Consider the following 18,332-nt stretch of genomic DNA (forward strand, 5'->3'; position numbering starts at 1 on the left):
GCGACCGTACGACGTCATGACGGGTACACTAACCACAACACAGGTCCTCAGACAAGCTGAGAGGTTCACCGCCATGCCGCTCGGTTCACTCCGCCCCAGCCCTCTCGTCGAGCAGGCCACCGAGCACCTGCGCGAGCAGATCACCCAGGGCGAGTGGCCCGTCGGCACCCGGCTGCCCGGTGAGACCACGCTGGCCAGGACGCTCGGGGTGGGCCGTTCGACGGTGCGGGAGGCGCTGCGCGCGCTGGCCGGTGCGGGGCTGGTGCAGGCCCGCCAGGGGGCCGGGGTGTTCGTCATCGCCACCGAGCCGGCCGAGGACTGGCCCGCCCGGCTGCGGCGGGCCGCCATCACCGACGTGTACGAGGTCCGCGTCATCGTCGAGACCCAGGCGGCGCGGCTGGCGGCCGGGCGGCGTACCGAGGAGGACGTGGCGGCGCTGGAGGCGGCGCTGGCGGGGCGCGAGCGGGCGGCGGCCGGCGACGACGCGGCCTTCGTGGACGCCGACATCGCGCTGCACGCGGCGGTCGTGGCGGCGGCGCGCAACCCGGTGCTGTCGGACCTGTTCGCCGAGTTCGCGCCCGCGCTGCGGGAGCGGCTGATCGACCTGGTGCAACTGCTGGAGCTGCGCCGGCACGACCCCAACACGGGGCACGAGACGCACGCCGGGCTGGTGGCGGCCATCCGGCGGGGCGACGGCGACGCCGCCGAGGGGATCCTGCGCGCGGAGCTGGAGCAGACCCTCGCCCTGCTGCACCGGCGGCACCCCTGAGGGGGATCCCGTCACCCTTTCAGCCGGGGCCCACGCCGCCTTTCTAGCCGGTGGGGCCCACGTCAGGGCGGATCTCGTCGCCCTCCTCGCCGTCCTCCTCCTCGGGCTGCGGCTCGTCCTGCTCCTCAGGCAGGTCGGCCGACACGGGGCGGCGCGACCTCGGGGTGTCGCAGCCGGAGCGCTCGGCGACCACGTCGCTCTCCCCGCTCACCCCACCCACGGCTTCCGGCAGTTCGTCGGATGTCTCGCTCATAGCCCCTCACCTGCCCCGACGGCCTCCGCCGAACCCGCCCGCCGTCAGCCGAGCGCGTCCTCGATCTCCCTGCGGGACGGCATCGAGGTGCTGGCCCCCTCCCGCTGCACCGACAGCGCCGCCGCCGTGGCGGCGAAGCTCAGCGCGTCGGCGACGGGCAGGCGCTCGGTGCGCGCGACCGCCAGCGCCCCCACGAACGTGTCGCCGGCCGCCGTGGTGTCCACCGCCTCCACCTTCACGGCGGGCACCCGCAGCCGGTCCCCGGAGCGCGACCCGTACAGCGCCCCGTCGGAGCCCAGCGTGATCACGACCTCCTCCACCAGCTCCAGCAGCGCGTCCAGAGCGGCCTCGGCCCCCTCGACGCCGGTGATGGCCGCGGCCTCGTGCTCGTTCGGCACGAGCGTCGTCACGGCCTCCAGCAGGTCGGCGGGCAGCGGCTGGGCGGGGGCGGGGGTCAGGAAGACGGGCACCCCGGCCACCCGGCCGGCCTGCGCCGCCGCCACGACCGCCGGCATCGGCAGCTCCAGCTGGAGCAGCAGCGCGTTGGACGCGGCGATCGCGGCCAGGTCCTCGCCGGACGGGCCGGTGATGGTGCCGTTCGCGCCGGGGACGACGATGATCGAGTTCGCGCCGTCGTCGTCCACCACGATGTGCGCGATGCCGCTCGGGCCGGGCACCTGACGCAGGCCGCGCACGTCCACTCCGGCCTCCGACAGCGTGGAGCGCATCTCGGCGCCGAACCCGTCGTCGCCCACCGCCCCCAGGAACGCCACCCGGCCGCCCGCCCGCGCGGCGGCGATCGCCTGGTTGGCGCCCTTGCCCCCGGGCACGGTGCGGAAGCGGTGCCCGGTTACTGTTTCGCCCAGTCTGGGGGCTTTCGAGACGTACGCGACGAGGTCCATGTTGGCGCTGCCGAAAACCGAGATCATGCTGTCATCATCCCCTGTGTACGGGCGGCCAGCTCGGCAAGACCCACCCCGTCGAACCCTGTCAGGCTGCTGGCCAGGCTGTCACGCATCCGCCACCGCTCCGGCACGCCGCCGTTCAGCGCCCCCGCCACCGCGCCGGCCGTGGCGCCGGCCGAGTCGGTGTCCCAGCCGCCCGCCACCGCCCCGGCGATCGTGGCGGTGAAGTCACCCCTGCCGTGGATCAGCGTGGCCGCCACCAGGGCGGCGTTGTTGATCGTGTGCACCCAGTGCAGGGCGCCGTGGCGCTCGTGCAGGCGGTCGACGACGCGCTCGAAGTCGTCCTCGCGGGCGGCGTCCGCCACGGCCAGGCGGACGGCCTCGTGCAGCCGCGAGCCCGCCGGCACCACCCGCAGCCCGGCCGCCACGACCTCCTCCGCCGACGCCGCCGTCAGCGACGCGGCGCACATCGCCGCCGCGAACATCGCCCCGTAGATCCCGTTCGCGGTGTGCGTCAGCCGGGCGTCGCGCCAGGCCTGCTCGGCCGCCGCCGCCGGGTTGCCCGGGTTCACCCAGCCGTACACGTCGGCCCTGATCAGCGCGCCGATCCACTCCCTGAACGGGTTGCGGTAGGTGGCCGTGGCCGGGGGCTCGACGCCGTCCAGGAGGTTGCGGTACGCGACGCGCTCGGCGGTGAACGTGCGGCCGGCGGGCAGCTCGTCCAGCCACAGCCTGGCCACGTCCTCGGTGGTGAAGCCGCGGCCGTGGCGCTCCAGGAGGGACAGGGCGAGCAGCGGGTAGTTGAGGTCGTCGTCCTCGGGGATGCCGTCGATGTTCTCGGCGAGGGAGTTGACGGCGCTGCGGCGGTTCCACGGCCAGCGGCGGGCGACGTCGTCCGGCAGGCCCTCGGCGGTGAACCAGCCGCGGATCGGCCAGTTGCCGGTGGCCTCGGCGATCTGCCTGATGCCCTGCCTCGGGATCTTCTCCACGGGCTTGCCCAGCACGCACCCGGCCGCCCGCCCCAGCCACGCGCCGAGCACCCGCGCCGGATCCACGCCGGTCACGGGCCCGCGCGCGGCGCCGCCGTCGCGCGGTCCGCCGGGCGTGGTGGTGCCGCCGCCCGGCGCGGCGGGCGGGATGGTGCCCGGCCAGTCGGGGCAGGCGGCGATGATGCCCGGCAGGTCGGACGGCTCGGGCAGCGGGGACGGGATGGCGGCCAGCTCATCCAGCAGCTCCTCCGCCAGCCCGCGCAGCCGCACCGCCCCCGGCTCCGAGGCGCCGGCGCGCGGCGGGGCGTCGTGCCCGCCGGCCGCGCGCCAGCGGTCGGCGATCCCACGCACGTCACGGCCGTCCTCGGCGGCCTGGCGCAGCTCGTGCCCGACGAGGTCCTCCGGCTGGACCCAGGTGAGTCTGATCATGCGCGGTCGAGCTCGGCGAAGGCGGACTCGTGGGCGCGGCGGCGTGCCAGGTCGTCGGCGTGCACCCGGCGCGCCACCTCCGCGATGGCCAGCCCGGGGGCCACCAGATCCGTACGGCTGGCCACCCCCACCTGCTCGACCCACTCCTGCGGCACCGAGGCCAGCCCGCCGAGCGCGCCCGCGATGGCGCCGCCCATGGAGGCGATCGAGTCGGCGTCGCGCCCGTAGTTCACCCCGCCCAGCACGGTGTCGCGGAAGTCCCCCTTGGCGATCACCAGGAACCCGAGCGCCAGCGGCAGCTCCTCGATGCTGTGCACCCGGCTCGGCCTGCGCGCGCCCAGCCCCTGGTCGCGGTAGGTGTCGGCGACGGTGTCGTACGGCCGCACGGCGGCGCGCAGCGCCTCGAACGAGCCGTCCCAGTGCCCGAGCCCGGCGGCGGTCTCGCAGACGGCCTCGATGGCGGCCCGCGTGCCGTCCTTGGCCAGGCGCAGGCAGGCGGCCACCACGGAGTCGGCGGTGGCGCCCGGCCGCATGGCCTCGGCCACGGCGGCGGCCATCACGCCGGCGGCCTCGCGGCCGTAGCTCGACTGGTGCGCCCCGGTCAGCTCGATGGCCTCGGCGTAGGCGGCGTCGGGGTCGGCGGCGTTCACGATGCCGACGGGGGCCACGTACATGGCGGCGCCGCAGTTGACGATGTTGCCGACGCCGGCCTCGCGCGGGTCGGCGTGCCCGTAGTGCAGCCGGGCCACGATCCACTTCTCGGCCAGGAAGACGCGCTGCAGCGGCAGCGCCTCCGCCTCCAGCTCGGGGATCCAGCGCCGCTCGCCCATCAGCTCGGGCACCAGGTGCTCGGCCATCGCGTACGCGTCCAGGTGGCCGCCGGTCTTCTCGTACACGCGGATCAGGGCGTGCGTCATCAGCGTGTCGTCGGTGATGTGGCCGTCACCCTTGTGGTACGGGGCGATGGGCCGGGCGTTGCGCCAGTCCTCGTTGAACGGCGGCACGACACCCTCGACGTGGCCCCCGTACCGCTCCACGATCTGTTCGGGAGTCCAGCCCTCGGTGGCGCCGCCCAGCGCGTCACCGACCGCCGCTCCCGCCACGCAGCCAGTGGCTCTGTCCTCAAGCGGCGTCATGCGATTCCCTCCAGTAGTTCGATCAGATCACGGCCCGCCAGGTCAGGCAGGCAGCAGCCGGCCAGCGTGCGGGCCGAGGCGGTCCACCCCTCCGGGATCGCCTCGTAGCCGCCGCACGCCCCGGCCAGCGCTCCGGCGAGCGCGGGCGCAGAGTCGGCCAGCGGGGCCAGGCAGGCCGCCGCCGGGACGGCCCTGGCGAGATCTCCTCCCGCCGCCTCGGCCAGCGCCAGCGCCACCGGGACGGTCTGCGCGGCGCCCACGCCGTAGCTGTAGACGTGGTCGAGCAGCGCGGCGTCCAGCGCGGGGATCGCGCAGAACGGATCGCCCGCCTTCCTGGCGACCTCGACGGCCAGGCGGGCGTTGCGGCCGATGGCGGTGTCCGCCGGCAGCGCGGCGAGCGCCGCCTCCACCGCCGCGCCCGCCTCGCCCGACGCCACGGCCTCCGCGACGGCGGCGGCCATGGCCTGGGCGGCCAGCACTCCGTCTGCGGCGTTCGTCACCTGCGCGTCCGGCGTCGGGTCCCTCCCCAGGACCCCGTACGCGACGGCCCTGACGGCGGCGGCGTCGTCGAAGTGGTGCGGGTTGTCGTGGCCCGAGGCGGGCGGCTCGACGCCCTTGGCCAGGTTGTCCAGCGCCGTGGCCACGGAGATGCGGGCCCTGACGTCCTCGCGTCCGGCGAGCTGCCCGAACGCCTCGGCGCGCGGGCGGTCGATGGTCAGCACCGTCCAGGCCAGCCACTCGGCGTCGTCCGACGGGCCCACCCGCAGCGGCGCGGTGGGCTGGTTGAGCGCGAACGGCACCGGCAGCGTGGTGACGCGGTGCTCCTCGGCGAACGCGTCCAGCTCGCGGTGCAGGCGGCGGCTCCACGGCGCGTGCAGGGCCGCGCGATGCCTGGCCGCCGGCCAGCCCACGGCGTCACCTATCGCGAGGCCGATGAAGGCGCCCCTGATCCTGTCCCCCGACATGGTCTCCCTACAGTCCTTCCGCCAGCTCGCCGGCCATCTTGTCGACCAGGTCGTCGGCCAGCTCGTCGGCGGCGTCGAACACGTGCAGGCCGGCCACGACGGGCAGGCACTTGCCGGTCACGGGCAGGATCCGGGTGGCCCAGCGCTCGGGCACGCCGTACTGGCCCCGGCCGGCTCCCGCGAGGGCTCCGGCGATGGCGCCGATCGTGTCGGCGTCCCTGCCCAGGCTCACGGCGAACGTCACCGACGCCTCGACCTCGCCTTCGCCGGCCAGGTACGCGGCCATGGCCAGCGCCACTGCCTCGGGGGCGAGGTCCGTCCACGGATAGTGCCTGACCACGACGGCCTCGTGCAGCGCCTCGACGAGCTCCAGGTCATCACCGGGCGCGCCGCTCGCGCGGGCAGCGTCGTCGCGCGCACCGCTCGATCGGGCCGCGCGGGCGAGGGCGTCGCGGGCGCGGATCACGTTCCTGGCCGTCCACGAGTCCGCCGGGATCACCGACAGGGCGGCCGACACGACCTCGCGCGGCTCCGCCCCGGTCATCGCGGCGGCGACCGCGCCGGCCACCGCCCGGCCGCCGACGATGCCCTCGCCGGACCCGCTGACCAGCCCGTCCTGCTCCACCAGCCGCGCCGCCTCCGCCGGATCGCCCGGACAGAAGATCCCGTACGGCGCGGCGCGCATGGCCAGCCCGTCCGACCAGCCGTGGGAGTGCGCCAGCCCGGACATCGGCGGTTCGAGACCGCGGCGCAGCGCCTCGACGGTGCCCAGCTCGGAGAAGCCGGCCCCGCGCATCGGCCCGGTCACCCGGGGGATGATCTGCGACCGGTAGGCCGCGGCCACGTCCGCCGAGGTGAGCGCGTGGCCGTGCAGGGTCAGCAGGGAGGCCGCGAAGATCGCGTACTCCGTGTCGTCGGTGCCGCCGCCCTCGATCTCGGTGAGCCGGCCCCACCGCCGGCGGATCTCCGCCGGGGTGAGGTTCTCGGCCGGGGCGCCGAGGGCGTCGCCGGCCGCCAGGCCGAGCAGGCACCCCCGGGCCCTGTCGCGCAGCACGTCCCGCATGAGCACCGTCACCGCTGGTAACGCTCCAACACCTTGTTCCCGTCCTCGACCAGCTTCGTGGCCACCTGGTCGATGGTGATCTTATTGGCGAAGTACTCCTGCAGCGCAGGCGTGGCGACCTTGCTCTTCCACTCGTCGAAGCCGTTCACCTTCAGGAACGGCGCCACGACCAGGTTCTTGGCGGAGGCGGTGGCCACGTCCCAGCCGTTCTCCTCGGTGGTCATGGCCGGGTCGGCGGCGGCCTGCTGCGAGGTGGGCAGCAGCCAGTCGCCCTTGGCGAGCTTGGCCTGGTTGGCGCCGTTGAGGAAGAAGGAGATGAACTTCATCGCCTCGCCGGGGTGCTCGCTCTCCTGCGCGATCGACAGCGTCTGCGAGACCGCGCCCTGCTGGGCGCTGGTGCCCTTCGGCGCGGGCAGCGTGACCCACTCGAACCCGTCGGGAGCCTGCTCGACGACCTGCTGGCGCAGGTAGACGCCGGCGGGCAGCATCGCGAACTTGCCCTTGTAGAAGGCGGGCAGCGGGTCGGCGGTGCCCTGGCCGAGGGCGTCGGGGTCAGCCGACTTGTCCTTGTAGAGCTGGTCGTGGATGCGCTGGAGCACCTCGCGCTCCTCCGGGCCGACCTTGACGGTCGTCTTGCCGTCGGCGCCGGTCTGGAAGAAGGTGCCGCCGAAGTTGAGCGCCAGGTTGAGGGTCTTGTTGACGGGCGACTTCATCGCCCAGGCCACCCCGAAGGAGCCGCCCTTGGTCATCTTCTTGGCCGCCTCGGAGAACTCGTCCCAGGTCCACGGCTCGTCCGCGGTGGGGACGCGCACCTCGGCCTCGTCCAGCAGCTTCTTGTTGGCGATGATGACCTGCGACTCCTGCAGGAACGGCACGCCGTACACGCCCTGACCGCCCTTGCCGTCGGAGAAGGTGACGGTGTCCCAGGCGGGCTGCGGGATGTCGCTCTTGAGCTCGGCGGGCAGCTTGTCCTTCAGGTCCAGCAGGTAGCCGTCGGCGGCGAAGCCGGACAGCGCGGGCGAGTCGTTGTGGATGACGTCGGGCGCGGTGCCGCCGGCGAACTGGGTGACGAGCTGGTCGTTGACGTTGTCCCAGCTGCCCTGGACGTAGGTGACCTGGATGGTGGGGTTGGCCTTGTTCCACTCGTCCACGAGCTGCTTGTTGGCGGCGACGGACTCCTTCTGCCACGCCAGGCTGAGGAAATTGATCTTGACCGGCTCGTTGGAGGACGGTGCCGACTCGCTGCCGCCGCCTCCCCCGCCGCACGCGGCGGCGAGCGTGAGGACCGCCGCAGCCGCCAGAGCGGACGTGATTCGCATATGAGCCTCCTAGCCCTTGACGGCGCCGGCCATCAGGCCGGACTTCAGTCGCCGCTGAATGATTGCGAAGAAGATCAGGCTCGGGATCGTCGCCATGAGCGACGCCGCGGCCAGCGGGCCGAGCCTGGCCACCCCCTCCGGGCCGGTGAACCTCACCAGCGTGAGCGGGAGCGTCATGACGTCCGGGTTCTGCAGGACGACCAGCGCGAACATGAACTCGTTCCACGACGAGATGAACGCGAACAGCAGCGTGGCCACCACGCCGGGCGCGAGCAGCGGGGCGACCACGCTCGCGATCGAGCGCAGCCGGCTCGCGCCGTCCACGGCCGCCGCCTCCTCCAGCTCGCGCGGCACCGCGCGCACGTACCCCTGCAACATCCACAGCGCGAACGGCAGCGTGAACGTCACGTGCACGACGACCAGCCCCGGCAAGGTGTTGATCAGGTCGAGGTCCCGCAGGATCATGAAGAGCGGGATGATGATCAGGATGAACGGGAACACCTGGCTGACCAGCACCCACCCGATCGCGAGCTTGTTGACCAGGCCCCGGTGACGCGCCATGGCGTAGGCGGCCGGCAGCGAGATCAGCACCGTGATCACGCTCGCGAACAACGCCACGACCAGGCTGCGCAGCGCGGCGCCGATCAGGTCCTGCTCGCCGAACGCGTCGCCGAAGTTGGCCAGCGTCGGCTCGCGCGGGATCCACGTCGGCTCGGTCAGCGCCATCTCCTGCGGCGTCTTCAGCGCCGTGGACAGCAGCCACAGCAGCGGGAACGCCAGGAAGGCGACGTACGCCACCAGCGCGGCGTACTGCCCAACGCGTCTCACTTGGCCTCCCTCATCTGCCGCCACAGGTACAGCCCGAGCACCGCGAGCACGACGATCGCCATGGCCAGGCCGAGCATCGAGGCGTAACCGGCCATGCGGTACCTGAACGCCTCCTCGTAGGCGAACAGCATCGGCAGCCGCGTGCGCCCGCCGGGACCGCCCTGGGTGAGCACGTACACCAGGCCGAACTGGTTGATGTTCCACACGAAGTCGAGCGAGGTGATCGCCACGATCACCGGACGGAGCTGGGGCAGCGTGATGTTCCAGAAGCGCCGCCAGGTGCCGGCGCCGTCCATCTCGCCGGCCTCGTACAGCTCCTTGGGGATGTTCTGCAGGCCGGCGAGCAGCACGACCGTGGTCTGCGGCATGCCGGCCCAGATGCCGACCACGATGATCGCGGGCAGCGCGAGCGAGAAGTCGGCCAGCCAGTTGACGTGCGTGCCGAGCAGGTCGTTCAGCAGGCCCGCGTCGGGGTGGTAGACGAGCTTCCACATCAGGCCGATGACCACCGGCGGCATCGCCCACGGCACCACCGACAGCACCCTGGCCAGGCCGCTGAAGCGGAGCTTCTCGTTGAGCAGCAGCGCCAGGCCGAGCGCGGCCAGGAACTGCAGCACGGTCACCGAGACGGCCCAGATGGCGCCGATCTGGAACGACGACCAGAACTCCGCGTCGGTCAGCAGGCGGCTGAAGTTCTCCAGGCCGACGAACTCGGTCTGGTGGACGCGGGTGTTGCGGGCGTCGGTGAACGCCAGGCCGATGCCGTACAGGAGGGGGCCCACGCTGAACAGCAGCACCGGCACCAGGGCCGGCAACATCAGCACCCACATCTCCCGCGTCTGGCGCGAGATCCCGCGGCGCCTGGCCCGCGGGCCGCGCGGCGGCGCCGGTCGCGTCACGGTCGCCGTCACTGCCCGGCCTCCTTCCTGTCGTAGCCGGGGCCCGCGATGTCGGGGCGCACGGTGTCGGGGCGCACGGTGTCGGGGCCCGCGCTGTCGGGGCCCGCGGTGGATGCGCGGACGACGAGGCGGGGCGGCACGGTGACCACCTTCGGCTCGCCGTCGTCGCCCCGCAGGCGCTCCAGCAGCAGCTCGGCGGCGGCCTTGCCACGCTCGGCCGAGCCGAGCGAGACGCTGGTCAGCGACGGCCAGGAGGCCGCGGCGAGGTCCGTGTCGTCCATGCCGACCACCGCGACGTCCTCGGGCACCCGCTTGCCCGCCGCCCGCAGCACGTCCAGGGCGCCGAGCGCGATCAGGTCGTTGGCGCACATCAGCGCGTCCACGTCGGGCACCCGGCCGAGCAGCGCGGCCACGGCCTGGGCGCCCTCCTGGCGGTAGAAGTCGCCGATCTGCACGAGGCTCTCGTCGTGGGGCAGGCCCAGGTCCTGCAGCGCCTCCCGGTACGCGGCCCCGCGGGCGGCGCCGGGCACGGTGTCGAGCGGGCCGTTGACCATCGCGATGCGGCGGCGGCCCAGCGCGTAGAGGTGGTCGACCGCCAGCCGCACGCCGGTGCGCGAGTCCGCGCGTACGTTGTCCACCCGCGTGCCCTCGGGCACCGAGCCGATGATCACGACGGGCGCCCTGGCCGTGGCCAGCATCTGCAGGTGCGCCTCGGTGACGCGCAGCGGGCTCATGATCAGCCCGTCCACGTACCGCTCGCCCAGGCTGTGCAGCACGTCGATCTCGTCGGCCGCGACGGCGTCGGTCGAGTGCAGCACGAGCCGGTAGCCGGCGGCCTTGAGCACGGGCTGGATCTGGCGCAGCATGGCCAGGTAGGCGGGGTTGCCGACGTCCGCCATGGCGAAGGCGACCTGGTGGGTGCGGCGCGACTTGAGCGACCTGGCCACGGCGTTGCGCACGTAGCCGAGCTCGTCGGCGGCCGCCATCACCTTGCGCACGGTGTCCTGCCTGGTCGGCAGGCCGTTCAGCACCCGCGAGACGGAGGCGATCGAGACGCCCGCGCGCGCGGCGATCGTGTTGATCGTGGGTCCGTCGGCCAAGGCTGTCCCTTTCACAGGTGATGTAAACGTTTACGGACACTTGGCTGTAAACGTTTACTGGGTTGGGGACATGAAACATGGCCGTAACTTGCGGGGTCAAGTCACGATCGCATAACACCAGCTCAGGTGCCATCTTGGCAAATTTCCGGCACGCCCGATTCGAGGACGTGCCGGAAACCGCTCAGTCCCGCGCGGGCTCGGGCTCGGCGGCGGGCACCGGGGCGGCGGCGGACACCCGCAGCAGGGCGCGGATCGCGGGCGAGCCGGCGAGCGTGACGACGGCCGCCAGCACGGCCGGGATGATCAACGCGACCGGCAGCGACGCGTGCTCGGCCACGAACCCGAGCACGGCCGGCCCGAGCAGCAGCCCGGTGTAGCCGAACGCGGTCACCATGGCCAGCGCCCGCCCGACCCGCCCACCGGCGGCCCCCACGGCGCTGAACAGCACGGGCACGACCGTGGCCAGCCCCACCCCGGCCAGCGCCCAGCCGGTCCACGCGCACACCACGCGTACGGACTCGCCCACGACCGGCGACAGCAGCACCAGGACGTACCCCAGGGTGGCGAACAGGCCGGCGAGCTGGATCGTGCGCACGGAGCCGAGCCGGCCCCTGATCGGGTCCCCCAGCAGCCGCAAGGTGGTCATCGCCACGGAGAAGATCGTGTACGCCAGCGGCGCCATCGCCGGATCGGTCTCCAGCACCCACCGCGCGTGCAGCGCGGCCCAGTCGATGGCGGCCCCCTCGCTCAGATGCCCCGCGAACGCCGCCAGCCCCAGCAGCGCGATCAGCCCCCAGCGCAGCGAGGACCCGTCGGACGCGGCCCCGCCGGCCGGGGAGGCGGACTCGTGCGCGGGCCGCTCGGGCAGCAGCAGGTACGCCGCGGGCAGGTACAGGAACGGCACCACGACCGCCGCCGCGATCAGCAGCCCCTGTGCGTCCAGCCCGCCCTGCAGCGCCAGCGAGGTGAGCCCGCCGCCGGCCGCCCCGCCCAGGCTCCACACGCCGTGGAAGGCCGAGATGATGGGCCGCCCGTAGACCCGCTCGACCTCGACGGAGTGGGCGTTCATGGCGACCTCGGTCACCCCCAGCCCGATCCCGAACAGCACCGCCAGAGCCGCCAGCGACCAGTACGAGGGCGCCAGCGCGGGCCCCAGCAGCACCACGCCGGAGAACGGCCCGGCGAACCAGCACACCCGCCGGCTGGACCACCGGTCCACCAGCGGCCCCGCCACCAGCATCGACACCAGCGCGCCGCCGGAGATCAGCAGCAGGACGCTGCCGAGCCTGGCGGGGCCGAGGTCGAGGCGGTCGTTCAGCGACGGCAGGCCGGCGGCCCACAGCCCCATGACGAAACCGGCCAGGAAGAAGAATCCGAAAACACCGACACGAGCCCTCTTTGCCGCTATGGGGGTTTTGTTCACGGCTAGAGCATAAACTGTGAAGCGTGATCGGAGCCACAACGAGCGGCGAGCTGCGCGCGCACAACCGGGTCAGGCTGCTGCGCGCCGTGCACGACTGCGGGGCCACCCGCACCAGGTCCCAGCTCACCCGCGACCTCGGCCTGGCCAGGGGCACCGCGTCGGTCCTCGTCGCCGGGCTGGCCGAGGACGCGCTGCTGCACGAGGAGCCGGCCCCCGGGCACGCGCGCGGCCGGCCGACCCAGGTGCCCGGCCCGCACCCGCACGGCCCCGTCGCGCTGGCGGTGGACGTGCGCGAGGACGCGTGGGAGCTGGCGGCGTGCGAGCTGGGCGGGCGCGTCACCGTGCTCGCCGTACGGCCGCACGACGGCACCCCGCAGGGCACGCTGGGGCCGCTGGGCGAGGCCGTCACCGAGCACGCGCGCCGCCTCGGGCACCGGATGGCCGGCGTCGGGGTGGCGCTGGCCGGGCCGATCAGCCACGGCGGCCTGGTGGACATCGCGCACCTGGGCTGGCGCTCGGTGGACGTGCCGGCGCTGCTCGGCGACCCGGGGGCGCCGGTCTTCGTCGGCAACGACACCGCCCTGGCCGCGCTGGCCGAGGCGCGCCGGGGCAAGCTGCGCGGCGTACGGGTGGGCGTGCACCTGCACGTGGACTTCGACCTCGGCGGCGTGCTGGTCGTGGACGGTCACGCGGTCCCCGGCGCGAGCGGCACCGGCGCCGAGTTCGGCCACATGCGCATCGGCGCGAGCGAGCGCCCCTGCCCGTGCGGCGCCATCGGCTGCTGGGGCATGGACGTCGGCGCGAACGCCCTGCTGCGCCTGGCCGGCCTGGCCTACGGCGGCGGCAGGGGCAGGGAGCAGGCCGAGCGGGTGCTGGCTACCAGCGAGGAGGCCGTCACCGCGACCGCGAGGGCGCTGGGCAGGGGCATAGCGGCCCTCGTCAACGCCCACGACCCCGAGGTGGTCGTCCTGTCCGGGCACGGCGTGGAGCTGCGCGAGCGGGCCGGCGAGGCCCTGCTGGCGGCCTGCGAGCCGGGGCTGATGGCGATCCGCCGCGACCACCCGCCCAGGATCGAGGGGTCGGCGCTCGGCTGGCGGGGCTCGCTGCTGGGCGCCATGGAGTCGGTCTTCGACGCCCTCCTCACCACGGAGGGTCTAGAACTCTGGCGTAAAAGTCAGCCTGACCAGGCTTGCGACACGCCCGACCGGCAAAGTGTGACGCATTCCACCCTGGACGGGGAAAGCGCGCCATAACGCCTCCCTTCCGAGGTCGCACCGGTGATCTTGCGGGGCCCCGCCGGGGACCTGTACGGATGGAAGGGTCCAACGCGCCGCGACACCATGATCAGAGGGACGATCGCGTGAATCTCGAACTCGCGCTCCGCATGACGGAAGCGGCTCTGAAGCAGGCGTTCCGGGAGGGCGCGGCGGTCTCCGTCGCGGTCGTGGACGGGGGCGGGAATCTGGTGTCCTTCCAGCGTATGGAGGGTGCGGAGATCTCCGGGCCGGTGCTCGCGCAGGGCAAGGCGTACACGTCGGTCGCTCTGCGCAGACCCACCTCCGAGCTGGCCGCGGCGGCCGCCCGGGGAGGGGAGCTGCCGGGCCTGGCGGGGGCCGGTTTCGTGTGCTTCGGAGGTGGCGTTCCGCTGTGGTCCGGCTACGGTGAGGGAGAACGCGTGGTCGGCGGCGTAGGGGTCAGCGGAGGCACGATCACGCAGGACGTGGCGTGCGCGGAAGCGGCCGCATCGGTGTGGGGTGCCCGCTGAGCGGGCGCTTTCCGCAACAAGAACCCCCGGCATCCGCCATGATTAGCCACTGCACCACGGGTAACAGGACCCGAACGTTTAACTCCCCGAGGAGAGAACTGAGATGGCACTTCCCACTCTCACCCCCGAGCAGCGTCAAGCCGCTCTGGCCAAGGCCGCCGAGGCCCGTGCCGCCCGCACGGCTCTGCTGGCCAAGGTCAAGGCGGGCGAGCTGACGTTCGCTCAGCTGCTGGAGCGCGATGACGACATCGCCAAGAAGATCAAGGTGTCCCAGGCCCTCCGCGCCGTCAAGGGCGTCGGCCCGGCCAAGGCCACCGCGCTGATGGAGGAGGCGGGCGTCGACGAGAAGCGCCGCCTCGGCGGCCTGGGCGCCCAGCAGCGCAAGAAGCTGGTCGACGCGCTCGGCTAAACCCCGAGCGGCCAGGTCCGCGCGCACCGGCGCGCGGACCGGCCAGCGACCCCTCTCCGGCCAGGAGGGACCGGCGGGCGGAGCCGCCCCGCTCGACGGCGGGCCGGGCCGAGGGGTCGGAATCGATCAGGAACGCAGGTAGGTCAGCACGGCGAGCACCCGGCGATGCTGGTCGCTGTCCTCCGCGTAGAGGCCGAGCTTGTTGAAGATGCTCCTGATGTGCTTCTCGACGGCTCCGTCACTGATCACGAGCTGCCGCCCGATGGCCGGATTGGACTTCCCTTCGGCCATCAGCCCCAGCACCTCGCGCTCGCGCGGCGTGAGCTGTGCGAGCGGGTCGTCCTTGCGCCTGCGCACCATCAACTGCGACACCACCTGCGGATCGAACACGGTGCCACCGGCGGCCACCCGCCGCAGGCCCTCCAGGAACTCGTCCACGTCCACGACCCGGTCCTTCAGCAGGTAGCCCACCGCGCCTCTGGCGTCGGCGAGCAGGTCGTCGGCGTAGGAGACCTCGACGTACTGGGAGAGGATCAGCACGGGCGCCCCCGGCACCCTGCGCCGGGCCTCCACGGCCGCCCTGAGGCCCTCGTCGGTGAAGGACGGCGGCATGCGCACGTCCACCACCGACACGTCGGGCTTGTGCTCGGCGATCGCCTCCACGAGGGCGTCGCCGTCACCGACGGTGGCCACCACCTCGCAGCCGAACTCCTCGAGCAATCTGACCAGGCCCTCCCTGATCAGAACCGCGTCATCGGCCACGACTACCCGCACGGCACCTCCGCCACGATGAGTGTGGGCCCGCCGTCGGGCGACTGCACGGTCAGCTCCCCGTCGACTGCGCGGAGCCGGTCGGCCAGCCCGGCGAGCCCATGTCCCTTGGCGACGTGTGCGCCGCCGACCCCATCATCCCCGATCGTGAGCATCAGGTAGCCGCCCACCCGGGCGAGCTGGACGGTGCAGACGGTGGCGCGGCTGTGTTTGGCGACGTTGGTGAGGGTCTCGGCGCAGACGAAGTAGATCGCGTTCTCCACCGCGGCCTGGTAGCGCTCGACGGTCTGCACGTCCAGGTCCACGGGGACCGTGCAGCGGCCCGCCAGGGCGGCCAGGGCGGGCGCCAGGCCGCGGTCGGACAGGATGGGCGGGGCGATGCCGCGCGAGAGCGCGCGCAGCTCGTCGAGCGTCTCGCGGGTGGCGGTGATCGCGGACTTGATCGTGGCCTGGGCCGCCTCGGGGTCCTTGGCGAGCTGCCGCTGCGCCCTGGACAGCTCCATGGCCAGCGAGACCAGCCGCTGCTGCGGCCCGTCGTGGATGTCGCGCTCCAGCTTGCGCAGCGCGTTGGCCTCGGCGGAGACGGCGGCGGCGCGGCCCTCGGCCAGGTCGTCGATGCGCTCCTGCAGCTCGGCCACGCCGGTCAGCAGCGCCCTGCCGAGCCCGGCCCGCACCAGCGCGGCGCCGCGGACGGCGAACGGCATGATCAGCGTGAAGACCAGGCCCAGCACCACGTAGAAGGTGGCGTTGACCAGGTAGCCGTCGCCCAGGCCGAGCAGCTCGGGCAGCTCCGTGTTGCCGGGGATGTTGGAGGTGACGAGGCCGTACAGCGGGTACGTCAGACCGGCGAGCGGCACCGCCCAGAAGACGACGGTGAGCACGAACGCCAAGACCGCGAACGGCAGGTTGATGATGCCGTGCAGCAGGTCGAGCCAGGACTGGCCGCTCGTCAGCGGGTTCACCAGCCGGCGGAACCGCCCGGCGCCCTGCGGCACGGGCTTGTACCTCGGCCGTACGGGCGGGCGCCGCAGCACGTCCGACAGCCAGCCGCGCTCCGCGTCGGCGAAGCCCCGCGCGACCATGAGCGTGCCCGCCAGCAGCGGCACGCCGATCCACACCACGGCGGTGCCGAGCCCGGCGGCGAAACCCGCGACCATGAGCACGAAGCCGATCAGCGTCGTGGGGAAGCCGACCAGCGTGTATCGGGTGTCAAGGAGGACCCGCCTCGTCAGGGAGCGCATGGCCACCACGGTAGAGCGCCGCGCCGGGCGGCACGAGCAGGTGCGCCGGTGTGCGGGGGTAGGGCCAGCCCTACCCCTGGTGGTGACGGGACCTCGACCTCGACTGGGTGGCTCGCGGCAATGTGCGATCGGGCGCGCGGCGGAAGCCTTGAGTGCGTTCGCTCCCCCTGAGATCGAGGCTCCCATGACCGTCCTGCTGGACCGCCCCACGGCGCCGACCACAGCGCCGGCCGCCCGCGTGGCGAGCGCGCGCGACCCGTTCATCGACCTGCTGCGCGTGGTGGGCATGGCGCTCATCGTGTTCCAGCACTGGACGATCCCGGTGCTCGACTACGAGGGCGGCCGGCTGACGACGGGCAACGCGCTGTCCACGCCCGGCGTGTGGGTCGTGACGTGGCTCAGCCAGGTGATGCCGCTGGTGTTCTTCGCGGGCGGCGCGGCCAACGCCATCAGTTTCACCCGCTCCCCTGCTCCCGCCCCCGCGTGGCTGGCCGTGCGGCTGCGGCGGCTGGCCTGGCCGCTGCTGCCGCTGGCCGCGGTGTGGATCCCGCTGCCGCACGTCCTGCTCTCCCTGGGCGTGCCCGCGCAGCCGCTGGAGGTGGGGGCGAAGCTGACGGGCCAGCTGCTGTGGTTCCTGGCCGTGTACCTGATCGCCGTCACGGCGACCCCGTACGCGCTGCGCCTGCACGAGCGGTACGGCTGGCGGGTCCCGGCGGCGCTGGCGGCCCTGGCGGTGCTGACGGACGTGGCCAGGTTCGCCACCGGCCTCGACGCCGTGGGCTACCTGAATGTGGTCTTCGTCTGGATGGCCGTGCACCAGCTCGGCTTCTTCTACGCCGAGGGCAGGCTGCGGGGCGCCTGGGCGCTGGCGCTCGGCGGGTTCAGCGCCGCGGCGCTGCTGGTGGCGTACGGCCCCTACCCGGGCAGCATGATCGGCCTGCCGGGCGCCGAGGTGTCCAACATGGCCCCGCCCACGCTCGCCATGCTGGCCGTCGGCCTGGGGCAGGTCGGGCTGGCGGTGACGCTGCGGCCCGCGCTGGTGCGGCTGCCCGTCCGCCGGCTGCTGGACTGGGCGGGGCCGCGGATCATGACGATGTACCTGTGGCACATGCCGGCCCTGTTCGCGGTGACCGGGGTGGTCGTGGTGCTGCTGGGCGTGGACACGCCGCGGCCGGGCAGCGTCCTGTGGTTCGCCGGCTGGCCGGTCTGGTTCGGGCTGCTGTGCCTGGTCATGTGGCCGCTGCTGAAGGGGTTCGCCCGGTTCGAGACGCCGCCGTCGCTGCCGTACGGGACGGCGGGGTGGCATGGCATGCTCGCGGCCGCCGGCCTGGTCGGCGGCGGGGTGCTGACGCTGACGGTGGGCGGGTTCGCGCCGGGGGGCGGGCCGTTCCTGGCGGTGCTCGCGCTGCTCGGCGGGCTGCTGATGACGGCGCCGAGAACCCGTGTCTGACCCGGTGAAGCTCCGGTAACACGGCCGTCATCCTCCCGTGAGCAGAATGTGCGCATGACGAAAGTGCGCGCCCTGACCGAAACCGACCTTCCGGCCGTCGCCGGGATCTACGCCCACTACGTGACCACCACGGTGGCCACGTTCGACGAGACGCCGCTCACGGCGGACGAGTGGCGCGCCAAGGCCGGCGGCATCACGGGGGCCGGGCTGCCGTTCCTGGTGGCGGAGGTGGACGGGGAGGTCGCCGGGTACGCCTACGTCGCCCAGTACCGCCCCAAGCCCGCCTACCGGCACACGCTGGAGGACACGATCTACCTGGCGCCCGGGCGGACGGGCCAGGGGCTCGGGCGGCTGCTGCTGGGCACGCTGATCGACAGGGCGAGGGAGACCGAGGCCCGCCAGCTCGTCGCGGTGATCGCCGACTCCGGCGACCCGTCCTCCGCCCGGCTGCACGAGAAGTTCGGCTTCGCCGCCGCGGGGCGCCTGAGAGCGGTCGGCTTCAAGCACGGGCGCTGGATCGACACCGCACTGATGCAGCTCGACCTGCGCCAGGCGGAGCGGCCTTGACCGAGTTGGCCGCCCCGGGTTCGAGCACCCGGCAAACTTCGGCAGGATAGG

At 73.4% G+C, this 18,332-nt stretch carries 19 protein-coding genes; 6 read left to right on the forward strand and 13 right to left on the reverse strand.

Annotation, left to right across the window (positions count from 1 at the left end):
• The first annotated feature begins 73 nt into the window (after positions 1 to 73).
• The gene (locus LCN96_RS38010) at positions 74 to 769 is read left to right on the forward strand and encodes a FadR/GntR family transcriptional regulator (RefSeq protein ID WP_225267262.1); all 696 of its coding nucleotides are present in this window, start codon (positions 74 to 76) and stop codon (positions 767 to 769) included.
• A 43-nt stretch (positions 770 to 812) separates the two neighbouring features.
• On the opposite strand, the gene LCN96_RS38015 is transcribed toward LCN96_RS38010, so the two are convergent.
• From LCN96_RS38015 to LCN96_RS38065, 11 genes are all read right to left on the reverse strand, one after another.
• Complete coding sequence (locus LCN96_RS38015; protein WP_225267263.1) at positions 813 to 1,022, reverse strand: hypothetical protein; 210 nt, start codon at positions 1,020 to 1,022, stop codon at positions 813 to 815.
• Positions 1,023 to 1,066: 44 nt separating this feature from the next.
• Positions 1,067 to 1,951: a ribokinase gene (rbsK, locus tag LCN96_RS38020; RefSeq protein ID WP_225267264.1), complete on the reverse strand. Its 885-nt coding sequence runs from the start codon at positions 1,949 to 1,951 to the stop codon at positions 1,067 to 1,069.
• Positions 1,948 to 3,345 (reverse strand): ADP-ribosylglycohydrolase family protein, encoded by a 1,398-nt coding sequence (locus LCN96_RS38025; RefSeq protein WP_225267265.1) that lies wholly within the window; start codon positions 3,343 to 3,345, stop codon positions 1,948 to 1,950. Before LCN96_RS38025 ends, rbsK begins: the two co-directional genes overlap by 4 nt.
• Positions 3,342 to 4,481 carry an ADP-ribosylglycohydrolase family protein gene (locus LCN96_RS38030; protein ID WP_225267266.1) on the reverse strand — a complete coding sequence of 380 codons (1,140 nt, stop codon included), beginning with the start codon at positions 4,479 to 4,481 and terminating at the stop codon, positions 3,342 to 3,344. Before LCN96_RS38030 ends, LCN96_RS38025 begins: the two co-directional genes overlap by 4 nt.
• Positions 4,478 to 5,446, reverse strand: a complete 969-nt coding sequence (locus LCN96_RS38035; protein WP_225267267.1) for an ADP-ribosylglycohydrolase family protein — start codon at positions 5,444 to 5,446, stop codon at positions 4,478 to 4,480. Before LCN96_RS38035 ends, LCN96_RS38030 begins: the two co-directional genes overlap by 4 nt.
• 7 nt (positions 5,447 to 5,453) lie before the next feature.
• Positions 5,454 to 6,521 carry an ADP-ribosylglycohydrolase family protein gene (locus LCN96_RS38040; RefSeq protein WP_225267268.1) on the reverse strand — a complete coding sequence of 356 codons (1,068 nt, stop codon included), beginning with the start codon at positions 6,519 to 6,521 and terminating at the stop codon, positions 5,454 to 5,456.
• Positions 6,518 to 7,828, reverse strand: coding sequence for an ABC transporter substrate-binding protein (locus tag LCN96_RS38045; RefSeq protein ID WP_225267269.1), 1,311 nt, complete (start codon positions 7,826 to 7,828; stop codon positions 6,518 to 6,520). The genes LCN96_RS38040 and LCN96_RS38045 overlap by 4 nt, the downstream gene beginning before the upstream one ends.
• A gap of 9 nt (positions 7,829 to 7,837) precedes the next feature.
• On the reverse strand, positions 7,838 to 8,656 hold the full coding sequence (locus LCN96_RS38050) for a carbohydrate ABC transporter permease (protein WP_225267270.1): 819 nt from the start codon (positions 8,654 to 8,656) through the stop codon (positions 7,838 to 7,840).
• Positions 8,653 to 9,567: a carbohydrate ABC transporter permease gene (locus LCN96_RS38055; protein ID WP_225267271.1), complete on the reverse strand. Its 915-nt coding sequence runs from the start codon at positions 9,565 to 9,567 to the stop codon at positions 8,653 to 8,655. The genes LCN96_RS38050 and LCN96_RS38055 overlap by 4 nt, the downstream gene beginning before the upstream one ends.
• On the reverse strand, positions 9,564 to 10,655 hold the full coding sequence (locus LCN96_RS38060; protein ID WP_225267272.1) for a LacI family DNA-binding transcriptional regulator: 1,092 nt from the start codon (positions 10,653 to 10,655) through the stop codon (positions 9,564 to 9,566). The genes LCN96_RS38055 and LCN96_RS38060 overlap by 4 nt, the downstream gene beginning before the upstream one ends.
• Positions 10,656 to 10,836: 181 nt before the next feature.
• Positions 10,837 to 12,078: an MFS transporter gene (locus LCN96_RS38065; RefSeq protein WP_225267273.1), complete on the reverse strand. Its 1,242-nt coding sequence runs from the start codon at positions 12,076 to 12,078 to the stop codon at positions 10,837 to 10,839.
• Between the two features lie 23 nt (positions 12,079 to 12,101).
• On the opposite strand from LCN96_RS38065, the gene LCN96_RS38070 reads away from it, so the two are divergent.
• From LCN96_RS38070 to mihF, 3 genes are all read left to right on the forward strand, one after another.
• On the forward strand, positions 12,102 to 13,331 hold the full coding sequence (locus LCN96_RS38070; RefSeq protein ID WP_225267274.1) for an ROK family protein: 1,230 nt from the start codon (positions 12,102 to 12,104) through the stop codon (positions 13,329 to 13,331).
• Positions 13,332 to 13,438: 107 nt separating this feature from the next.
• A complete protein-coding gene (locus LCN96_RS38075; RefSeq protein ID WP_225267275.1) occupies positions 13,439 to 13,843 on the forward strand; it encodes a GlcG/HbpS family heme-binding protein in 405 nt (134 codons plus the stop codon).
• A 103-nt stretch (positions 13,844 to 13,946) separates the two neighbouring features.
• Positions 13,947 to 14,252, forward strand: a complete 306-nt coding sequence (gene mihF, locus LCN96_RS38080; protein WP_043641121.1) for an integration host factor, actinobacterial type — start codon at positions 13,947 to 13,949, stop codon at positions 14,250 to 14,252.
• Between the two features lie 126 nt (positions 14,253 to 14,378).
• Here the strand turns inward: mihF and LCN96_RS38085 are convergent, their stop codons facing one another.
• Together LCN96_RS38085 and LCN96_RS38090 are read right to left on the reverse strand one after the other, a co-directional pair.
• Entirely contained in the window at positions 14,379 to 15,026 is a 648-nt protein-coding gene (locus tag LCN96_RS38085) for a response regulator transcription factor (protein ID WP_185103121.1), read from the reverse strand.
• Positions 15,017 to 16,264 carry a sensor histidine kinase gene (locus tag LCN96_RS38090; protein WP_225267276.1) on the reverse strand — a complete coding sequence of 416 codons (1,248 nt, stop codon included), beginning with the start codon at positions 16,262 to 16,264 and terminating at the stop codon, positions 15,017 to 15,019. The genes LCN96_RS38085 and LCN96_RS38090 overlap by 10 nt, the downstream gene beginning before the upstream one ends.
• 184 nt (positions 16,265 to 16,448) lie before the next feature.
• Between LCN96_RS38090 and LCN96_RS38095 the strand changes: the two genes are divergently transcribed.
• On the forward strand, positions 16,449 to 17,714 hold the full coding sequence (locus LCN96_RS38095; protein ID WP_225267277.1) for an acyltransferase family protein: 1,266 nt from the start codon (positions 16,449 to 16,451) through the stop codon (positions 17,712 to 17,714).
• A gap of 54 nt (positions 17,715 to 17,768) precedes the next feature.
• Positions 17,769 to 18,281, forward strand: a complete 513-nt coding sequence (locus LCN96_RS38100) for a GNAT family N-acetyltransferase (protein WP_225267278.1) — start codon at positions 17,769 to 17,771, stop codon at positions 18,279 to 18,281.
• Positions 18,282 to 18,332 lie beyond the last annotated feature (51 nt).

This window comes from Nonomuraea gerenzanensis (assembly GCF_020215645.1).
GTDB lineage: Bacteria > Actinomycetota > Actinomycetes > Streptosporangiales > Streptosporangiaceae > Nonomuraea > Nonomuraea gerenzanensis.

Excerpts from the sequence above, each read along its gene's own strand:
- LCN96_RS38100 (WP_225267278.1), top strand. The coding sequence starts at position 17,769 with ATGACGAAAGTGCGCGCCCTGACCGAAACCGACCTTCCGGCCGTCGCC.
- mihF (WP_043641121.1), top strand. The coding sequence starts at position 13,947 with ATGGCACTTCCCACTCTCACCCCCGAGCAGCGTCAAGCCGCTCTGGCC.
- LCN96_RS38010 (WP_225267262.1), top strand. The coding sequence starts at position 74 with ATGCCGCTCGGTTCACTCCGCCCCAGCCCTCTCGTCGAGCAGGCCACC.
- LCN96_RS38090 (WP_225267276.1), bottom strand. The coding sequence starts at position 16,264 with ATGCGCTCCCTGACGAGGCGGGTCCTCCTTGACACCCGATACACGCTG.
- LCN96_RS38015 (WP_225267263.1), bottom strand. The coding sequence starts at position 1,022 with ATGAGCGAGACATCCGACGAACTGCCGGAAGCCGTGGGTGGGGTGAGC.
- LCN96_RS38025 (WP_225267265.1), bottom strand. The coding sequence starts at position 3,345 with ATGATCAGACTCACCTGGGTCCAGCCGGAGGACCTCGTCGGGCACGAG.
- LCN96_RS38045 (WP_225267269.1), bottom strand. The coding sequence starts at position 7,828 with ATGCGAATCACGTCCGCTCTGGCGGCTGCGGCGGTCCTCACGCTCGCC.
- rbsK (WP_225267264.1), bottom strand. The coding sequence starts at position 1,951 with ATGATCTCGGTTTTCGGCAGCGCCAACATGGACCTCGTCGCGTACGTC.
- LCN96_RS38035 (WP_225267267.1), bottom strand. The coding sequence starts at position 5,446 with ATGTCGGGGGACAGGATCAGGGGCGCCTTCATCGGCCTCGCGATAGGT.
- LCN96_RS38095 (WP_225267277.1), top strand. The coding sequence starts at position 16,449 with ATGACCGTCCTGCTGGACCGCCCCACGGCGCCGACCACAGCGCCGGCC.
- LCN96_RS38030 (WP_225267266.1), bottom strand. The coding sequence starts at position 4,481 with ATGACGCCGCTTGAGGACAGAGCCACTGGCTGCGTGGCGGGAGCGGCG.